Origin of the sequence: Castellaniella sp. GW247-6E4 (assembly GCF_040276065.1) — a bacterium.
GTDB lineage: Bacteria > Pseudomonadota > Gammaproteobacteria > Burkholderiales > Burkholderiaceae_B > Castellaniella.
Map to the genome: position 1 here is coordinate 112,843 of NZ_JBELOI010000003.1, position 18,549 is coordinate 131,391.

Sequence of the window (18,549 nt, forward strand, 5' to 3'; positions counted from 1 at the left end):
TCACCTTACGAGTGCTTCACTCGAACGATGCAGGATTGGAAAACCTTCCGCGACACGGCCAGACCGGATAGCGGATAGCGGGGCAGAAGGCAACGTACGACGCCTTGCATAAGCCGTATTAGCGTCCAAGTATACCCGTGAACCTCTCGGGGTATACACTGATCGGCCCGAAACGGCTACTTTGACACCCATTCCAACCGCATCGGCGTTGGCATTAACAAACACCCGGCGCGAGCCGACCCTCCTCGGGTCACCGCGCACACTACAAACCAAGGGAAAAGGCAGGAGCTCGCTAAGACATGGACCTGAACGACGATCGAGCAAAAATGGCACTCGACTATCACGCGCACCCACACCCGGGCAAGATCTCCGTGATGCCGACCAAACCCCTGGCCAACCAGGACGATCTCTCCCTCGCCTACTCTCCCGGCGTGGCGGTCGCCTGCATGGCCATCCACGCCCAGGGCGAGGACGCGGCGGCCAAGTACACCTCGCGCGCCAATCTGGTGGGCGTGGTGACCAACGGCACCGCCGTGCTGGGCCTGGGCAACATCGGCCCGCTGGCGGCCAAGCCGGTCATGGAAGGCAAGGGTTGCCTGTTCAAGAAATTCGCCGGCATCGATGTCTTCGACATCGAACTCGCCGAACATGATCCCGACAAGCTCGTGGACATCATCGCTGCGCTCGAACCCACCCTGGGCGGGGTCAATCTCGAGGACATCAAGGCGCCCGAGTGCTTCTACATCGAAAGAAAGCTGCGCGAGCGCATGAAGATCCCAGTCTTCCACGATGACCAGCACGGCACCGCCATCATCTCGTCAGCCGCCATTCTCAATGGCCTCAAGGTCGTGGGCAAGCAGATCGGCGACGTCAAGCTCGTCTGCTCGGGCGCGGGCGCCGCGGCGATCGCCTGCCTCGACCTGCTGGTCAAGCTCGGCATACGCCAGGAAAACATCTTCGTGGTCGATTCGCGAGGGGTGATCTGGGATGGCCGCGACGAAAAAATGGAGGTCAACAAAGCGCGCTATGCCCAGCGCACCGACGCCCGCACCCTGGCCGACGTCTGCCGCGACGCCGACGTGTTCCTCGGCTGCTCGGCGCCCGGGGTGCTGACGCCCGACATGCTCAAGACCATGGCCGAGCGCCCACTGATCCTGGCGCTGGCCAACCCCGACCCGGAAATCCGGCCCGAGGACGCCAAGGCGGCCCGCCCCGATTGCGTCATCGCCACCGGTCGCTCGGACTATCCGAACCAGGTCAACAACGTCCTGTGTTTTCCGTTCATCTTCCGCGGCGCGATGGACTGCGGCGCGACGGTCATCAACGAGGACATGAAGCTCGCCTGCGTCAAGGCGATCGCCGAGCTGGCCGAAGCCGAATCCAGCGCCGAGGTCGCCAGCGCCTACGCCGACCAAGACCTGTCCTTCGGGCCCGAGTACATCATCCCCAAGCCCTTCGACCCGCGCCTGATCGCCAAGATCGCGCCGGCGGTCGCCGAGGCCGCCGCGGCCTCGGGGGTGGCCCAGCGTCCCATCGGGGACCTGGACGCCTACCGCCAGTCGCTCATGAGTTTCGTCTACCACTCGGGCCAACTGATGCGCCCCCTGTACCACCAGGCCAGGTCCTCGCCCAAGCGCGTCATCTACGCCGACGGCGAGGACGAGCGCGTCCTGCAGGCCGCGCAGACGGTACTGGACGAGGGCGTCGCCAAGCCGATCCTGATCGGCCGCCCGGCGGTCATCCAGATGCGCATCAAGAAATTCGGCCTGCGCCTGGCGCAGGACAGCAATATCGAGATTGTCGACCCCGAGGACGACTCGCGCTTCAACGAAACCTGGAGCGCCTATTACAAGCTGCGCGGCCGCGACGGCGTGACACCCGATATCGCCAAGGCCATGGTACGCAAGCACAACTCCCTGATCGGCGTGATGCTGCTGCAGCGCGGCGACGCGGACGCGATGATCTGCGGGGTGGCCAGCCGCTTCGACAACCAGCTGCGCTATGTGCAAGAGGTCATCGGCCTGAAGCCCGGGGCGCAGACCTATGCCGCCATGAACGTCCTGATGCTGCCGACCCAGACCCTGTTCATCTGCGACACGCACGTCAACGAGGACCCCACCGCCGAGCAAATCGCCGACATGACGATCCAGGCCGCCGGAGAGGTGCGCCGCTTCGGAATCGTCCCCAAGATCGCGCTGCTCTCGCACTCGAACTTTGGCAGCCGGCCCACCGCCTCGTCGCTCAAGATGGCGCAGGCTCGGCGCATCATCCAAGAGCGCGCGCCCGATCTGGAGGTCGATGGTGAAATGCACGCGGACTCGGCCCTGTCCGAAAAAATCCGCACCAAGGCCTTCCCGGACACCACGCTGGCTGGCTCGGCCAACCTGCTGATCACGCCAAACCTGGACACCGGCAACATCACCTACAACATGCTCAAGATGACCGGCAGCAACGGCGTGGCGATGGGTCCGGTGTTGCTGGGCGCCGCGCGCCCGGTGCACATCCTGACCACGAGTTCGACAGTGCGCCGGATCGTCAATATGACGGCTCTGGCCGTGGTGGATGCCCAGCAGGAGGCGGGCGAATACACCGTGTAAGCCACCTGCGGGGAACGACGCGCCGGCCAGGGGCCGGCGCGTCGTTCCCCGCAGAATATATCTACGCAAGAGACCTCATTGAGCGTCCTGCCCGGTTAATCCGAACAGGACGCTAGCCCAGTGCCCTGGGCTCGACGAATATCCGGCCGGCGGAATTCACGCGCAAGGTCATGGCGAATGCCTGGCTGGGGGCATCGGAGTGCTCGGACTCCAGCAGCCCCCGCAGCTCGAACCGCAGCGTGATGACGTCGCGCTGCTCCTGCTCGACGGTGATGCGGGCGTTCCTGAGACGGTGCTCGTAGCGGGCCACCTGGCGAATGATCGCCTCGGACAGGGACTCGGTCGTCCCCAGGGCAAACGAGCCGGCGATGTTGCTCATGTCCGGCATGCCGTATTCGTGGTCGATCGGCACCGACCCCGCGCGGGTGTTCAGCATCTGCTCGAGGTGGCGCGCCACGGAATCGCGCAACAGGCGATCCTGTGGCATCCCGGCCGCGCGGCCGGGATCCTCCAGCATCGTCAAGCGCTCAAACAGGCGAATGTTGCTCATGCCGTCGGACTTCCGTTGAAAGAATGGCGTGGGAAATCATAGCACCCCGCACGCACGTCCCTTGACATCGGGAAACCGGATCATGCAGTATGGGGCGCCGTCCTCGCGCAAGACTCCCTCACTGAATAGGCCATGGCCACCAGCTTCAACAGGTTCTACGCCACCGAACTCGCCCGCCTGCGCGCCAATTCGCTGGAATTCGCGCAAGCCAACCCGGCTGTCGCCCCCATGCTCGGCTCGGTATCGACCGACCCCGACGTCGAGCGTCTGCTCGAGGGGGTGGCCTTCCTCAACGGTCTGACGCGCCAAAAACTCGACGACGAGTTCCCCGAGATCGTCCAAGAGCTCGCCAGCATCCTCGTGCCGCAATTCTTGCGTCCGCTGCCCGCGTCGACCATGATCGCCTTCACACCCAAGACGCAGCTCGCCGAGGCGGCCACGATTGCCGAAGGCACCGAGATCGGCTCGGTCCCCGTCGAGGGCGTCTCGTGCCGGTTCCGGACCACGGCCGCGCTCGACATCCATCCGATCACCCTCGAGACCGCCTCCAGCGAGCGCCTGTCCGACGGCACGCACGCCCTGCGTCTGCAGTTCCAGGCACCCGAGGATGCCCAGGGGCTCGTGCTGCCCAAGCGCCTGCGCCTGTTTCTCGCCGGCGAACACGCCGACGCGGCCAACCTGTTCATGCTGCTGGGCAGCCAGGTCAAGAGCGTGCGCGCGCTCGACCAGACCGGGCATAGCGCCCCGCTCTCGCCCAGCCTGTCCGTGCCCGGTTTCGACGAATCGCTGCTGCCCTATCCCGACAACGCCTTTCCGGCCTTCAGCTGGATGCAGGAGCTCCTGTTCCTGCCGCAAAAATTCCTGTTCGTCGAATTCACCGACCTGCACAAGGGCCGCAGCCTCCTGCGGGGCAACCGTTTTCGCATCGAAATTATTTTCCACAAGAACGCCTACACCATGCCGGAGGTCACGGCGCGCAATTTCGCCTTGAACGTCACGCCGGCGGTCAACCTCTTTCCCGTCGAGGCCGAGCCCATCAACCTCGACCACGAGATGTCCGAGTACCTGATCCTGCCGCACGGCTCGCAGCGCCGGCACTACCAGATCTATTCCATCGACGCGGTCAGCGGCTACGTGCAAGGCGGCGCCGAACCCAAGCGCTACGTGCCCTTTTCGCTGCTGACCCATTCGCGCCAGGAGGCCCAGGCCAGCTACCGGACTTCGATGCGGCCAGCGATGGTGGGCGGCACCATCGACACCTACCTGTCGGTCGTCTACGAGCCCGACCAAGAGCCCACCAACGAAACCCTGTCGCTACGGCTCACCTGCACCAACCGCACCCTGCCCGAGGCCCTCAAGCTCGGCGACGTCTCGCGCGCCACCAGTTCCTCGCCCGAGCGCTTCGAGTTCCGCAACATCACGCCCGTCACCGCCGCCATCGATCCGCCGCACGGCGAGAAACTGCTGTGGGATGTCATCAGCCACACCACGCTCAACCTGCTGTCGCTCTCCAGCGCCGAAACCCTGCGCGCCATCCTGCGGCTGTACAACTCGACCTGTTCATACGACAGCGGCGTGCGCAGTGCCAACGAACGCCAGATCGACGGGCTGCTCGATCTGGCCATCACCCGCGAGATGCGCCTGGTGCGCGGCACCATGATGCAGGGTCAGCACGTCGTACTCGCCTGCGAGGAAAAAAACTGGCCCAGTCCGGGGGCGATGTATCTATGGGGCTGCGTCCTGGACCGCTTCCTCGCCTGCTACGCGGGGATCAATTCCTATACGCGTTTCGAAATCCACGACAAGAACACGGGGACCACGTTCAAATGGCCGATGCGCATGGGACGCAAGCCGGTGCTATGAAGCCCCGGCTGCTCGCCAACGGCGAGCGCTTCTCGTTTTCGCAGGCCTATCGCCTGCTGCGGCTGCTCGCCCGGCGCGAAGGGGCCGAAAACCCCGCCATCAAGGTACGGCCCAACCTCAGCCTGGACTTCCCCGGCACCGACCTCAGCTCAGTGCAGGAGGTCGGCACGGGCGAATACCGCCTGACCGCCAATTTCCTGGGCCTGTACGGGGTCACCTCGCCGCTGCCCAACTTCTATACCGAGGACCTGCTCGACGAGCTGCACGACGGGCACCACAGCAATCGCGATTTCCTGGACATCATCAGCCAGACCATCTACCCGCTGTTCTTCCGGGCATGGCTGAAATCGCGGGCGCACATCCGCATCAAGGAATTCGACGACCATCGGCTGCTCGAGATCTTCCACACCTTCGTCGGCATCAGCCGGCCGCTGCGCTACCTCGACCGCCCCGGCGTCTCTCACCTGCTGCGCTTTGCCGGCCTGTTCAGCCAGTATCCGCGCTCGGCCATGGGCCTGCAGACCATCGTCGCGGCCCTGTACCCGGGCACCCACGTGGACATCATCCAGCAAGACGAGCGCTGGCAGCCCATCCCGGCGGACCAGCGCCTGGCGCTGGGCACCCAGGCCTGCACCCTGGGCGAGGAGGCCCACCTCGGGGTTTCCGTCAAATGCCGCAGCGGCAACCTGACCCTGCGCATCACCGAGGTCGACAGCGGCCTGTTCCTGAAGCTGCTGCCGGGCGGCGAGGAATTCGAGAAATTGCGTTTTCTCGTGCGCTACTACCTGCTCGACCCCCTGCACGTCCAGCTCGACATCGGCCTGAAGACCGGCGTGGCGCGACCGCTGCTGCTTGGCGCCGGGCGCTGGACCGCCTTGGGCCGCGATAGCTGGCTCGTCTGGCATGACACCAAGCATCAGGGCCGGCTGAGATTCATTTTGTAAACCAAAGAATCATTTTTTAATTAAAAATCCCCCGCAAAAACATATCGGATGATTGTGTCTTGATGTAATCTTTCGTCAAAAGCAGCGACAGGAGACCGACATGGTGACCTCCAGCAAGCACGCCTTCCTCATCCCCTGGCCCCCTCCAGAAACCCGCCCCATCGCACCTCTCCAGCCACCCTCCGGCCTCTGACGCCCATCAGCCGGCGTCGGCCTCGCGACACCCAAAGCGCGATTCCCTCCTATCGCGATCCCCATTTCCCACTCCGGATCCCCTTAAGCGGTCCAGGTGGGCGAGCTTCCTGGACTCATCATGACAGAACCTGCACACGAAGGCGTCGCTGAATCCACCGAAGGGCATAAATTCTCCTGGTACGGCGATGGCGAGACCAAAATCGCCGCCAATTCGGAATTCGCGCTGACCTATGGGGTGAAAACCGAGGTTTCCCTGGGGATGAGCACGGAATTCTCGCTGGCCGCCAAAACCGAAATATCCATCGGCGCCAAACTCGAGGCCAACGTCGGCTATGCCTTCGAGTTCAAGAAGGACGGAGCGCTCGAGTTCGCCAAGGACGGCGGCGTTCACTACCTCGATTCCTATGCCGCCAACGTCGGCGCCAGTGCCGGCCAACGCGCCGCCATTAAAATCCTCTCGACCGCGGCCTGGGTCCTGATCGGCCTGCAGTCAGCCCTGATGATCTCGTACTCGATCGCTGCGGTCGCTCAAAAGGTGAAGGACCCCAAGGACGAGCACCTGTACCTGCCCGACAGCAAGTTCCCAATGGCACACCTGAGTTCGATACTCACGATCGCCACCAACGTCGGCGCCATGCTGACGATCGCGGCGGGCCGCCTCATGGATCTGAGCGAGACCAGCGATCCATCGGGCGTGCTCTCCATGGATTCCACCTCGGCGGTGTTCCTGGGATCCCGACCTGCAGCGGGCGCCACCTCCGCAGGCGTCACCCTCGATGCCACCGGTATCGAGCTGAGCACCGCAAACGCGGACCTGCGATACCGGAAACCGTCCCCGCACAGCTCGTCCATCATCGGCTTCCAGGATAAACCGGGCGAGCAGAATGTGGCGGGCGCCCGCCTGCAACTGAATACGGACGGCACCCTCCAGGCCTGGGGCAAGAGCCTGACGAGCACACTGACCGAATCCGCCACCCAAAAGGCGCCGACCCACGTGCTGCAGGTCACGGATGGGACTGGAGCCGACAAGCCCAGCTACCTGCGCACGGACGACAGCGGAACGTTCATCCAAGCCAAGGCGGATACCGCCCTGTACGTCAGTTCCGGAATCGGGGTCAACGCCGTCGCCGGAGACTCGTTCGTGGGCCTGAGCTCGGCAAAAGCCACGATTGGCCGGGACGGCAATAATCTGGAGTGCGGCGCGGGGGCTGTCACACTCGCATTCGGCAATACCAAGCTGACCATCGACGCCACCGGCATCAACCTGGGCGGTGGCGCGATCTCGATCATGGCGCCGGGCGGCCCCATCACGTCGGTCGACCTCGTCAACCTCAAGATGCGGTCCGCCGAGCAAGAGGCGCTCCAAAGAGCCCATGCCACCCGACTGACCGTGCACAATGCAAAGCTCCAGGCCCTGAGCAAGGCCGTGCGGACAGTGAACGAGACACTGATCACCCTCCGTCCGCGCGGCAAGATATAGCGCGCCTTCGCGTGATGGGTGCCCGGCACGAGCGGGCGCCCGCCGCCGCGCGTCATACACCTCAATATTGCTTGGTGTTAAGCTTGGCCCTGAGACAGCGACAGGAAGACATCCATATGGCGATCAACGATAAGGATCTGATCTTCACCTTCGAACTGGACGGGTCCGATTCAAAGCTGCGGGTGATCCGCTTCGAGGGCCGCGAGGCGATCTCGCGCCTGTTCGAGTTCGACATCACCCTGGTCAGTGACGATCCCGACATCGATCTCGATGCGGCTCTCAAGTCGACGGCGTCCCTTACCCTCCGGTCACGCGACCAATCGGCTTCCACGCCCTACCGCGGCATGCTCGCGCAATTCGAACAGCTGGGTGGCGTCGACAATTATTATTTTTATCGCGCCACGCTCGTCCCCCGGCTCTGGCGCGCCGGCCTCAACCGCTTGAACGAGGTCTACCTCGACGAACAAACCATTCCCCAGATCATCCGGACCTTGCTCGAGCGCAATGATCTCAAGGGTCCGGACGTCAAGCTGTTGCTGAAGGAACCCGCGGACTACCGAGCCCGCAGCTTCACCTGCCAGTACCAGGAAAGCGACCTGGACTTCGTCTCGCGCTGGATGGAACAAGAGGGCCTGTACTACTACTTCGATCACGCCAGCAGCCACTCCGGCGAGGTGCTCACCATCCTGGACTACAAGGAAGCCCAGCCCACCGACACCCTCCAATTGCGCTACACCCCGCCCGAAAATATCCAGACCGACCGCCAGGACAGCTGCGTCACCGCGTTCACCTGCCGCAAGACACACCTGCCAGGCAAGACGCTGGTCCAGGACTTCAACTACCGCTTGGCCAAGCTGGGCGACAACCTCAAGGCCGAGGCCCAGATCCGCAACGGCGCGCAAAGCGAATACATGCTCTATGGCCAGAACCTGCGCACCGAGAACGATGCCCGGCGCCTGTCTAGAATCCGCGCCGAGGAACTTGGCGCGCAAGGCACCGTGTTCCACGGCGAAACCCCGGCGATCGGCGTGCGCAGCGGTTTTTTCATCGAGATCGACAGCCATTTCCGCAGCAACTGCAACACCCGCTACCTCGTCACAGAAGTCACCCATCGCGGGTCCCAGGCCGGCGTCGTGCTCGCCGGACAGAACACCGCCTACAACGAGGATGAACAAGGCTCGACCTACCACTGCGCATTCCAGGCCATCGACTCAAGCCTGCAGTACCGCTCCCAACGGCTGACGCCGCGCCCCTCCATCGACGGGGTCCTCAGCGCCTTGATCGACTCCGAGGGCGACGGCGCAGTGGCCGAGCTCAACGAATATGGCCAATATAAGGTCCAACTGCTGTACGACTACTCGGACAAACCCATCAACAAAGGATCGTCGTGGCTACGCATGGCTACGCCCTACGCCGGGAAATCCGAGGGCATGCACTTTCCGCTGCTCAAGGGTACCGAGGTCCTGCTGGCCTTCAATCAGGGCGATCCGGACCAGCCGGTCATCCTGGGCGCCGTCCCCAATTCCGAGACGCAAAGCATCGTCGACAGTTCCAATGCCACTAACAACGGCATTCGCACGGCGGGCGGGAATTCCCTCGTTATGGTGGATACAAAAGATAAACAATTGATCAGCTTCTACTCTCCCGCCCAAAAGTCCCTGATATACATTGGCGCCTTCCCGGCGGCACAGGATGCGTCGGATAAGAATCAATCCACCAGCAACCCGGCCGACGTCCTGCAGTCCGTGCTATGACGCAAGGCGCCCAACGCACCACAACATCCCTGGATTGAACCTCACCTGGACTGGACAATGGCAGAAGACAAAGGCATGGGCTTTTTCACGGGCGGCAAGTACAAGACGTGGATCGGCCAGGGCAAGACCGAGGTTGTCGCCGCCTCGAACTACACGCTCACCTACGGGGTCAAGACCAGCACCTTCCTGGGCATGACCAACGATTTCACGATCGGCACCAAGAGCGCGTTTTTTCGGGGTGCGAGCTTCGACGCCAAAAAAGGGACCGCATTCGAAATCACCAAGGCCTCCACCCTGCGGGTCGGGGCGGAAGGCGGATTCCATTACTCGGACCACCACTTTGCCAGCGTCGGCTCGAGCCAGGCACAAAAACTCCTGATCGAAAAGGCGCGTTCAGCGGCCTGGTTGCTGGTCGATATCCAGACCGCAAGCATGGTCGCCCTGTCGAGCGCGGCCCTGATCTTCAAGGTCGATGAAACGCAAAATGCGGACAAGGCCAACCCGCACAGCAGCAAGGACGTCTTTGGCTACGTGGCCTCGATCGCAACGATCCTCACCGGCCTGGCCGTCATGCTGGGAATCCTGAACAAACGATTCAATCGGTATTGCAAGACCGATACACCGGTGGGCCTTCTTTCGATGCAAAGCGCCGCGACAGGCTCCGTCTTCCTGGGCACCCGCGATTCAACCGGACGCAGTTCGGCCGGCGTCGCCATGAACAAAACCGGGATCGAACTCAGCACCGCGGAGGCCGACCTAGAGTACAGAAAAGCCGGGACCGCCACCATCGGCTTCAAGAAGAAACCCGATGCGGGTCCCGTCGCGGGTGCGCGGCTGAAGCTCAATGCAAAAGGCGATATTGAGGCCTGGGCCACGGACATGGCGCTCACCCTCAAGGGCAACGCCACCCATAAGGCGAGCAAACACGATCTGACCATCATTGACGATCAAGGCGGCGATACCGAGTGCTACCTGCGCATGGACGCGTCCGGCGCCGCCATTCAGGCGGATAACACCACCGGATTTTTCGTGGATAGTGACACGGGCTGCTACCTCGCGACCGACCAATCCTCCCTGTTCTTGACCAAGAACTCGAGCCAGCTTTCGCAAGGCTCCGGCACGCTCCGCATAGAGGACAATAAGGTCACGTTGGAGTTGGGCGGCACCGAGATCAAGATCGACCCCAGCGGCATCAACCTGGGCGCCGGCGCACTGACGATCATGACCCCCAGAGGCAGCAGTTCGACCCTCGGCGCCAGCGACCTGGCCAAGATCAAAAAACACCTGAGCAAGACCAGAACAACCCGAAAATCCGAGGGCATGAAATTGAAGACCAAGCAAAAGAAACTCAAGCTCGAGGATGAATCCGTGGATTTGTCACAAGCGGCCATCATCAGCGCAAGCGTGATCCCCGACGACCCACAAGCATGAACGATTGTCTTTTGCAGCCAGGAAACCCCCTGTGAACCCCGCTTTCCCGTCCTTGCAAACCTTCACCCCCGAGGGCGCCGAGCTCATGCGGCGGATCTACAGCCCCGCCCCGGACCAAACAGCGCTCGTCTTCGGCGTCATTCTGCCGTTCCCGCTCTATCCCCCCGAGGGGGGACCAGCACCCGCGCTGGACGGCCTCTGGAATCGGGTGGCTCAAGTCTTGGGCAAGGATGGCCTGCTGGACGAAGGGTGGCCCAAACCCCGCGGCGAGCTGCTTGCGGCGGGCACCTGCCATCCGCCCCGGGGCCATCGCGAACAACCGGTATCCGCCAGCATCTCGGCGGGAAACCTCACCAAGCAGGTGGCGGTATTCGGCGAGCGGCGCTACGGCCCGATGGGGCGGATTTCGGCGCCCCTGCCCTTCGATGCCATGCCCTTGTCACTGGCCCAGGCCTTCGGCGGCGAGGATCATGCCTTCAACTCGGCGGGCAAGGGACTCGATACCCGGGACGGCGCCGAGCTGCCCAATCTCGAATCCCCGCACACGCTGATCGCAGCCCATGGTGAGCGGCCCGAACCCGCCGGCTTCGGGCCGCTGCCCATTACGGCGCCCCAGCGCGCGCGCCATCTGGGGTCCCACGGGCCGCAGTGGCTGGAGGACCGCTGGCCACACCTGCCGCTGGACAGCGATCCACAATCGTTCATGACCGCGCCCGAGGATCAGTGGCTCCAGGGATTCTGGAGGGGAGGCGAGCCCGTCCTGGCGCGCAATATGCACCCCGATTTTCCCGACCTGGGCGGCCGCGTGCCCCAGTTGCGGCCCCGATTCTTCGTCCACCAGACCCAGCCCGATGGCGAAGCGCGTTTCGTCGAACTGAAGGTCAACACCGACACCGTCTGGCTGCTGCCCGGCGAACGCATGGGCTTGGCGATCTATCGCGCCCTGGTCCCAATCCACACGCCCGATGCCCGCGACGTCAATGGGTTCCTGGCCGAATTCGAATCCCCTGATGACCCCGAAAATCCGCTTGAATACTATATCGGCCGCTGCCTGCGGGCCATGTCGCCCGAGTTGTTCAAGGACATCCCAGATCCGCTCGAGGTCGAAAAGGCCAACGCCAATCTGGACAACCACGAACTGCTGCAGAAAATCAGCGCGCAAAAGGAACTGTTCCAGCAAATGCTCGCCAACAGGGGGGTCGATGAAGCCGCCCTCATGCGCGAGCTCTCGGACAACCCCCATACCCGGAAGTTCGCTCAGACCATCGCGCAGCGCAGCGGCAGCCTGACCGGATTTTTCAACGAAATCGAGCAATTGCTGCACGCCATCGAGGGCTCGGACACTGCCCCAACCGTAGCACCCATGCCGTCCCTCGAGTCGGTACTGCCGCCGCCCGTCGCCACGGCGCCGCAGGCACCCGACGCTCCCATGGCACCCTTCGAATCCCGCAGCGACGCGCTGCGCGACGAAGCCCTCGCCGCCCGGCACCGCCAGATCGTGCTCAACCGCGCGAACAACGGTCAATCCTGCAGCCAACTCGACCTCAGCCAGGCGAATCTCGCGGGCCTGAACCTGGCCGGCATGGACTTTTCCGGCGCCCTGCTGGTGGGGGCCAACTTTGCAGGGGCTCAATTGCAAGGGGCCAACCTGCAAGAGGCCAACCTGCAAGGCGCCCGGCTGGACGCGGCCAACCTCGCTGGCTGCCGCCTCGTACAGGCAACACTGGATCACACCAGTTTTTCGGGTGCCATCCTGCAAGGGGCGATCCTGGACAGCAGCGACTGCACCGGCGCCAATTTCGCCGGCACCGACCTATCGGGCATCAGCTTGAACAAGGCAAGCCTTTCCTATGCGTGGCTCAACCGCGTTCGAGCCCCGCAGATCCAGGCCGACGGCGCCGATTTTTCGCATGCCAACCTCGAAGGCATCGACCTGACGCGCGCCAGCCTGGATCAGGCAAACTTTACCGGCGCGCGACTGCGGCGCGCCGTTCTGGACGATGCGTCCTGCGTGTCCGCCAACTTTACCCAAACCGACCTGAATGATGCGTCACTGACGCGCTGCGATCTGCGCAACAGTCAGTCGACTCCAGGCTCGCAATGGCGGGGAGCCAACCTGAGCAACGCGGTTCTGGATGATGCGAGCTGGATCGGCGCCTCACTGGAAGGCGCGCAAATGGACGGACTCAAGGCCCTGAATGCCGATCTGTCGGATACGGACCTGCGCAGCACGCGCATCGCGAACGCCGACCTGCGCAGGACCACCTTCGACCGCGCCGACCTCAGCCACGCCAGGCTCGAGCGCTCGAACCTGATGGAAGCCTCATTCATTCATGCCGATCTCAGCCACTGCCGGCTCGAGGACAGCAATCTGTACAGTGCGACATTCATGGATACGACGCTGGACCACACCAGGCTCACAGGGGCTAACCTGGACGGCACGATACTCAAGATTCGTGCCGATGCCTGAGACCGATCGACCGTAGCCCACCCACGGACCTGCCATGTCACAACACACGACCCCGCAAATCATCGATGGCACCCTCGAGGGCGCCGACCTCAGCGATGCCGCCCTGGCGGGCACCGACTTCACGGGCATCCGTTTCCGCCAGGTGATCTTCCGCAACGCCGACCTGGGGACCGTAGACTTCACCGGAGCGGATTTCCAGGCGTGCGACTTCACGGGCGCCAACCTGGCCGAGGCCAACCTCATGGGCGCCACACTGGCGGGCTGCATACTGGATCAGGCCCGGCTGGATGGCGCCAGCCTGACCACCGCCACCCTGACCGGCACCAGCTTCAACGGCGCCAGCGCAAACGGTGCGGACCTATCGGCTGCACTCTTCGATCAGTGCCCGATGAATCAGGCCGTGTTGTGCAACGCCGATCTGTCCCTGGCGCGCGTCAACGGCTGCCAGCTCGACAGCACCGATTTGTCGGGTGCAAACATGGAACGCTTCATGGCGCTCGAGACCGATCTCAGCAAGGCGATTTTCCGAGATAACAAACTGGGCAGCGCCATGCTGATGAAGGCCGACCTGGCGGGCCAGCGCTTCCCTGGATGCCTACTGGAACTAACCCTGTTCGTCGAGGCCGACCTGCAGGGGGCGGATTTTTCGAACTGCACCCTGCAGGACACGCAGTTCGCCAAATCCAAGCTGGGCGGCGCCAGCCTCAAGGGGGTCAATGCCAACAGCGTGAGCTTCGCCATGGCCGACCTGAGCGCCGCCGATCTCTCGGACGCCACTTTCGAGATGTGCGACTTCTCCAACGCAACCCTGAATGCAGCGCGCTGCACCAACAGTACATTCTCCACTTGCCCGCTGGTCCACATGCAGGCGAACGACAGTGTCTGGGACGGAGCCTCGCTCAAACTCTGCGACCTGTCCCACGTCACGTTCGACCGGGCCAGTTTCCGCAATGGTTCGCTGAGCATCTGCAACCTGCACGAGATATCCGAGGACAAGACCGTCTGGGACGGCACCACGTTCAACGAAACCCAGCGCACCAACCCGGAGCGCGCCCAGGCTGAAAACTGGGCGCCTCCCCAATAAGCCCCGGAGCCCGATATGGCCGCCACGATCTCTCCCCTGAAAATCCCCCTGCCCGATACCGAGGCGCGCCTGGTCCACACCCGCATCACGGACACGCAGGACGACCGCCTCTGGGTCGATCATCCCGAATGCAATGTCGCACGGCGCGCCTTCAGTTGCCTGATCGAACCCCTGGCGGGCGATCTCGTCCTCTTGGCCGTGGATCCGGCGGGTGGCCCTGGGCACGTCCTGGCCGTCCTCGAGCGACCGGGGCCGCAACGCGCGGACCTGGTCCTGCCCGAAGGCGGCGCCATCCTCGCCCGGGACGGCGAGGTGGCGCTGCGGGCGAAATCCCTGCGGTTCGAAGGCCGGGAGGGCGTCACGCTGGACGCGGGCAGGCTCGAGGTCGCCGCCGTGAGCGCCGCCACGACCATCAAGCACTGGCAAGGCTGGTTCGACACCCTCGAGGCCAACGCCGTCTCGATCGAATACGCAGCCAAGACCCTGTCGTCCAAGGTGGGGCGATTGCTGTCGCGCACCCTCGAAAGCTTCCGGTCCGTCGAGGGCCTGGACGAAATCCGTGCGGGACGCAGCCGCACCCGGGTGCGCGACGATCATCGGCTCGAGGCTGGCCACATCACCGCGCGCGCCGATGGCTTCGTCAAGATCGACGGCCAGAAAATCGACCTGGGTTGAGAGCACACCATGCCATTTGTCGCCACCATCAAATCCGGTCAGGCCATCTGCACCCCCGATGTCTGCAAGACCCCCGCGCCACCAGGCCCGCCCGTCCCGATTCCCTACCCCAACACGGCCATGACGACGCTGGCCAATCCGCCCACCACCAAGGTTCTGGTCGATGGCGCGCCCGCCGTGACCAAGTCCTCGAAGCTGCCGCTGAGCAACGGCGATACTCCGGGCTCGGTGGGCGGCGTCGTCTCGGGCACCATCATGGGCGAATGCGAGTTCGTCATGGCCAGCTTCAAGGTCAAGTTCGAGGGCAAGCCCGTGGTGCGCCAGGGCGACAGCGCCAAGTCTAACAAGGGCAACGCCTTCGGATCGCTGCTGCAGCCCAGCCAGGCCAAGGTCAACTGCAATTGAACGTCGCTGCAGGTCCCGCGCCGCACGCCGGGACACCCCCGCACCACGACACACAGACAGAAGGCGGGATGTGCGGCGGCGGCTTTCTAGGGCTGCGGGCGGAGCTCGTTGACCGGGCGGCCCGAAGCGTCCAGCGCGATCCGGTCGCCGGGATAGTGCCGGACCAGGGCGCTGCGCCGCTCGCCCGCGTATTCATAGGTGACCCGGAACGGGGACTCGGTGTATTGCACACGGATCCTGGGCAGGCAGGTGGTCTCGAGGTAGAACTGCTGGCTGGGCAGGAACTGCCCGGGCTGCGTGGGTTCGAGCAGGGATTTGGGTGGACTGTCCGGAAACAGCAGCTCGAACAGGCCATCGCCCAGGATCCCGCCAACCAGCGAAATCGCCGCGACCAGGGGCAGCTTGCCGGGCCAGTAATAATAAGCCAGGGAACCCAGGCCGTAGGCGCCCGCCACCATGCCCGGCCCCGCGATGGCGCCGACGCCGATGCCGCCGGCCACTGTCGGGTAGATCCATTTCTTGCTGTCCTCGCCATAGTTGCGGGTGAACTTGTAGCCCACGAGGCCACCCAGCACGCCGCCCAATATCGGCTTCCAGTATTTTACGAACCAGGGCTGGCTGTCGTACTGCTGGCGGGCCCGCTCGCGATCGCTGACGATCGTCTGCCAGCACACGTCCTCTTTTTTTGTTTTGGCGATTGTTTCATGCGTGACCGACAGGACCGGTACGCTGCCGTCCGCGCCAGACGCCCGCGCCCCGAACAAGGGCCCCGTCGCCGCCCATGCGGCGTTCGCCGTCCACCCCATGCCCAATGCTAGAAAAGACATTGAATAAAGCACGCAAACACATGATTTTCCGGGGGCGTGAGACAAAAAACCAGCGGATCGACGAGGGGTCATGGGCTATAATCCCTCGAGACGTCGGGACACATCTCGAATATTGAGGCAGTTTATTTTCATACCCTCATCATTGCAAGCACGCATCTGAATGCCTGACAAACGACATCTGTTGTTACCTGCCCTGGCCGGCGCCCTGCTCCTGGTCCAGGGCTGTTCGAGCATGAACTCCGCGATGGGCGGCAATACCCAAAAAGAAGCCAAGGCCGAGGTGAGCTGGGACTACGCCCGCAGCGCCATACAGATCGAACTGGCCTCCGACGACAATCTGAACGCCTATTTCAACCAGCCGCACACGCTGGTCATGGGGGTGTTCCAGCTCGAGGATCCCAAGACCTTCATGAAGCTGCTCGGGGATTCCGGGAAACTCAAAACCATCCTCGCCACAGGCGACGCCGGCCAGGACATCGTTCAGCTCGACCGCTACGTCGTCAGCCCGGGCAAGCGCACCATCCTCGACATCGACCGTGTACAAAACACCAAGTTCGTTGGTATCGTCGCAGGATACTACGACTTCGATGCCACGGCATCGGCGCGACTCTTTCGCATTCCCCTGAACATCCAGACCAGCGGACTGGTCAGCACCACCTACAAGGCCGAGCCCGCTCACCTGGCCCTGCGCGTGCAACTTGGCCGCACGCGCATCGCCAATGCGCAGAGCCTGACCTTCGATGCCGACCAGAAACCCAATATCGAGGCCGTGCCGCTCGAGGCCGGGCCCCTCGAAATCGAACTGAACGATAAAACCTTGACCGACGCCGAGGACTCCGCCGGCGCCGCCAGAAAGCTCAGGAAATAAGGATCACCATGGACTTCCGGACGGCTACGTACTGGCACCAGGGACTGTTTCTGCAACCCCAGCATTTCCAACGCCAGGAGCTGCACCAGCAATTCCTGAAAAGGCCCCTGTTCGACCTCATCGCGCCGCACTTCTGGGGCGTGGGCGAGCTGGAATGCGCGCCCGAATCCCTGTCGGCCCACACCGTGGAGGTCCGCGGCGCACGCCTGATTTTCCGCCAGAACCACTACGTCGAGTTCCCGGGCAACGCCGTCATTCCGCCCCGCTCCTTCGACAAAATCTGGACCGACAGCGATCAGCCACTGGACCTCTACCTGGGCCTGAAGAAATTCTCCATCGTCTCGCCCAACGTCACCGTCGTGGACTCGTTCGACGATGCCGCATCGGTCCAGACGCGTTTCGCCTCCGAGGCCAATGGACAGCCCACCCCCGATTTCTACGGCGAGGGCCCGAGCGCGCACATTCCCGTCGTCATGAACGTGGTGCGCATATTCTTCGGCCCAGAACTCGAGTCCCTGGACGAATACGACCTGATTCCGATAGGCCGCCTCACCCGCGACAACGACACGATCAAGCTCAGCGCCGACAACGTCCCCCCGTGCTATGCAATGTCGGGGTCGCACATCCTCCAGGATCTCGTGCGCGACATCCGCGACGACATGTCCGGGCGCATGCGCCAGCTCGCCGAGTACAAAGCGCCGCGCGACATGCTGCGCCAGGACCTGGACCCGGACTTCATCATGTTGATGCAATCGCTGCAGGCCCTCAACCGGCTGGTGCCGACCCTGACCCACTTGACCGAAACCAGCCAGATCCATCCCTGGGAGGTCTACGGCGCCTTGCGCCAGTGCGTGGGCGAGATCAGCACCTTTTCCGAACAGTACGACGCCCTGGGGCGTCGCCGCGACCGGCCGGGCGATGAGGGCCTGCCGCCCTATGATCACCAGCAGCTCTATGCCTGCTTCCACGCGGCCCGCCGCATGATCAACCGACTGCTGGGCGAAATCTCCGTAGGGCCCGAATTCCGCGTCACCCTCGAGCCCCTCGACAACTACCTTGTGGCACCCATCCCGCGCGACTACTTCACCTCGCGCAACCGCTTCTACCTGGTCATCCAGACGGCCTCCATCGGCGAGGACGGCGGCCAGGAATTCCTCAAGATCGCGCGCCTGGCCGCACCCCACGCCCTACCCGCCATGATCGACCACGCCCTGCCGGGCATCGACATGATCGAGGTCTCGACGCCGCCGCAAGGCATGCCGCAGCGCGCCAATGCCCGCTACTTCCGCATCGAACAGATGAGCGACGCCTGGGAGCAGGTCGAGCAGGCGGCCGAGCTGGGCCTGTTCTGGCCGGGCGCGCCCGACGACCTGCGGGCTCAGGTCATCATCCTCAAGGGCTGAGCG

At 63.6% G+C, this 18,549-nt stretch carries 14 protein-coding genes; 12 read left to right on the top strand and 2 right to left on the bottom strand.

Features of this window, described 5'->3' with window-relative positions; translation table 11 throughout:
* The first annotated feature begins 299 nt into the window (after positions 1–299).
* Positions 300–2,597 (top strand): NADP-dependent malic enzyme, encoded by a 2,298-nt coding sequence (locus ABS761_RS05710; RefSeq protein WP_502881388.1) that lies wholly within the window; start codon positions 300–302, stop codon positions 2,595–2,597.
* 112 nt (positions 2,598–2,709) lie between these two features.
* On the opposite strand, the gene tssE is transcribed toward ABS761_RS05710, so the two are convergent.
* Entirely contained in the window at positions 2,710–3,147 is a 438-nt protein-coding gene (gene tssE, locus ABS761_RS05715) for a type VI secretion system baseplate subunit TssE (RefSeq protein ID WP_350407155.1), read from the bottom strand.
* Between the two features lie 132 nt (positions 3,148–3,279).
* Here tssE and tssF point away from each other — a divergent pair, with 132 nt between their 5' ends.
* The 9 genes from tssF (at position 3,280) to ABS761_RS05760 (ending at position 15,448) form a co-directional block, all read left to right on the top strand.
* Entirely contained in the window at positions 3,280–5,010 is a 1,731-nt protein-coding gene (gene tssF / locus ABS761_RS05720) for a type VI secretion system baseplate subunit TssF (protein WP_350407156.1), read from the top strand.
* Positions 5,007–5,954: a type VI secretion system baseplate subunit TssG gene (gene tssG, locus ABS761_RS05725; RefSeq protein ID WP_350407157.1), complete on the top strand. Its 948-nt coding sequence runs from the start codon at positions 5,007–5,009 to the stop codon at positions 5,952–5,954. The genes tssF and tssG overlap by 4 nt, the downstream gene beginning before the upstream one ends.
* 313 nt (positions 5,955–6,267) lie before the next feature.
* Positions 6,268–7,629 carry a hypothetical protein gene (locus ABS761_RS05730; protein ID WP_350407158.1) on the top strand — a complete coding sequence of 454 codons (1,362 nt, stop codon included), beginning with the start codon at positions 6,268–6,270 and terminating at the stop codon, positions 7,627–7,629.
* Positions 7,630–7,745: 116 nt separating this feature from the next.
* Positions 7,746–9,383, top strand: coding sequence for a type VI secretion system Vgr family protein (locus ABS761_RS05735; protein ID WP_350407159.1), 1,638 nt, complete (start codon positions 7,746–7,748; stop codon positions 9,381–9,383).
* 57 nt (positions 9,384–9,440) lie between these two features.
* Entirely contained in the window at positions 9,441–10,814 is a 1,374-nt protein-coding gene (locus tag ABS761_RS05740; RefSeq protein ID WP_350407160.1) for a hypothetical protein, read from the top strand.
* A gap of 31 nt (positions 10,815–10,845) precedes the next feature.
* Positions 10,846–13,284 carry a DUF2169 family type VI secretion system accessory protein gene (locus ABS761_RS05745; RefSeq protein WP_350407161.1) on the top strand — a complete coding sequence of 813 codons (2,439 nt, stop codon included), beginning with the start codon at positions 10,846–10,848 and terminating at the stop codon, positions 13,282–13,284.
* 34 nt (positions 13,285–13,318) lie between these two features.
* The gene (locus tag ABS761_RS05750) at positions 13,319–14,368 is read left to right on the top strand and encodes a pentapeptide repeat-containing protein (protein WP_350407162.1); all 1,050 of its coding nucleotides are present in this window, start codon (positions 13,319–13,321) and stop codon (positions 14,366–14,368) included.
* 15 nt (positions 14,369–14,383) lie between these two features.
* The gene (locus ABS761_RS05755) at positions 14,384–15,043 is read left to right on the top strand and encodes a DUF3540 domain-containing protein (RefSeq protein WP_350407163.1); all 660 of its coding nucleotides are present in this window, start codon (positions 14,384–14,386) and stop codon (positions 15,041–15,043) included.
* A 9-nt stretch (positions 15,044–15,052) separates the two neighbouring features.
* Complete coding sequence (locus tag ABS761_RS05760) at positions 15,053–15,448, top strand: DUF4150 domain-containing protein (protein ID WP_350407164.1); 396 nt, start codon at positions 15,053–15,055, stop codon at positions 15,446–15,448.
* Positions 15,449–15,534: 86 nt separating this feature from the next.
* Here the strand turns inward: ABS761_RS05760 and ABS761_RS05765 are convergent, their stop codons facing one another.
* On the bottom strand, positions 15,535–16,254 hold the full coding sequence (locus ABS761_RS05765) for a hypothetical protein (protein WP_350407165.1): 720 nt from the start codon (positions 16,252–16,254) through the stop codon (positions 15,535–15,537).
* Positions 16,255–16,435: 181 nt separating this feature from the next.
* Between ABS761_RS05765 and tssJ the strand changes: the two genes are divergently transcribed.
* Positions 16,436–17,143: a type VI secretion system lipoprotein TssJ gene (gene tssJ / locus ABS761_RS05770; RefSeq protein WP_350407166.1), complete on the top strand. Its 708-nt coding sequence runs from the start codon at positions 16,436–16,438 to the stop codon at positions 17,141–17,143.
* A gap of 8 nt (positions 17,144–17,151) precedes the next feature.
* Entirely contained in the window at positions 17,152–18,546 is a 1,395-nt protein-coding gene (gene tssK / locus ABS761_RS05775) for a type VI secretion system baseplate subunit TssK (RefSeq protein ID WP_350407167.1), read from the top strand.
* The last annotated feature ends 3 nt before the right edge of the window (positions 18,547–18,549 follow it).

Excerpts from the sequence above, each read along its gene's own strand:
- ABS761_RS05760 (WP_350407164.1), top strand. The coding sequence starts at position 15,053 with ATGCCATTTGTCGCCACCATCAAATCCGGTCAGGCCATCTGCACCCCC.
- ABS761_RS05740 (WP_350407160.1), top strand. The coding sequence starts at position 9,441 with ATGGCAGAAGACAAAGGCATGGGCTTTTTCACGGGCGGCAAGTACAAG.
- tssG (WP_350407157.1), top strand. The coding sequence starts at position 5,007 with ATGAAGCCCCGGCTGCTCGCCAACGGCGAGCGCTTCTCGTTTTCGCAG.
- ABS761_RS05735 (WP_350407159.1), top strand. The coding sequence starts at position 7,746 with ATGGCGATCAACGATAAGGATCTGATCTTCACCTTCGAACTGGACGGG.
- tssK (WP_350407167.1), top strand. The coding sequence starts at position 17,152 with ATGGACTTCCGGACGGCTACGTACTGGCACCAGGGACTGTTTCTGCAA.
- ABS761_RS05765 (WP_350407165.1), bottom strand. The coding sequence starts at position 16,254 with ATGGGGTGGACGGCGAACGCCGCATGGGCGGCGACGGGGCCCTTGTTC.
- ABS761_RS05755 (WP_350407163.1), top strand. The coding sequence starts at position 14,384 with ATGGCCGCCACGATCTCTCCCCTGAAAATCCCCCTGCCCGATACCGAG.
- tssJ (WP_350407166.1), top strand. The coding sequence starts at position 16,436 with ATGCCTGACAAACGACATCTGTTGTTACCTGCCCTGGCCGGCGCCCTG.
- ABS761_RS05710 (WP_502881388.1), top strand. The coding sequence starts at position 300 with ATGGACCTGAACGACGATCGAGCAAAAATGGCACTCGACTATCACGCG.
- ABS761_RS05730 (WP_350407158.1), top strand. The coding sequence starts at position 6,268 with ATGACAGAACCTGCACACGAAGGCGTCGCTGAATCCACCGAAGGGCAT.
- tssE (WP_350407155.1), bottom strand. The coding sequence starts at position 3,147 with ATGAGCAACATTCGCCTGTTTGAGCGCTTGACGATGCTGGAGGATCCC.
- tssF (WP_350407156.1), top strand. The coding sequence starts at position 3,280 with ATGGCCACCAGCTTCAACAGGTTCTACGCCACCGAACTCGCCCGCCTG.
- ABS761_RS05750 (WP_350407162.1), top strand. The coding sequence starts at position 13,319 with ATGTCACAACACACGACCCCGCAAATCATCGATGGCACCCTCGAGGGC.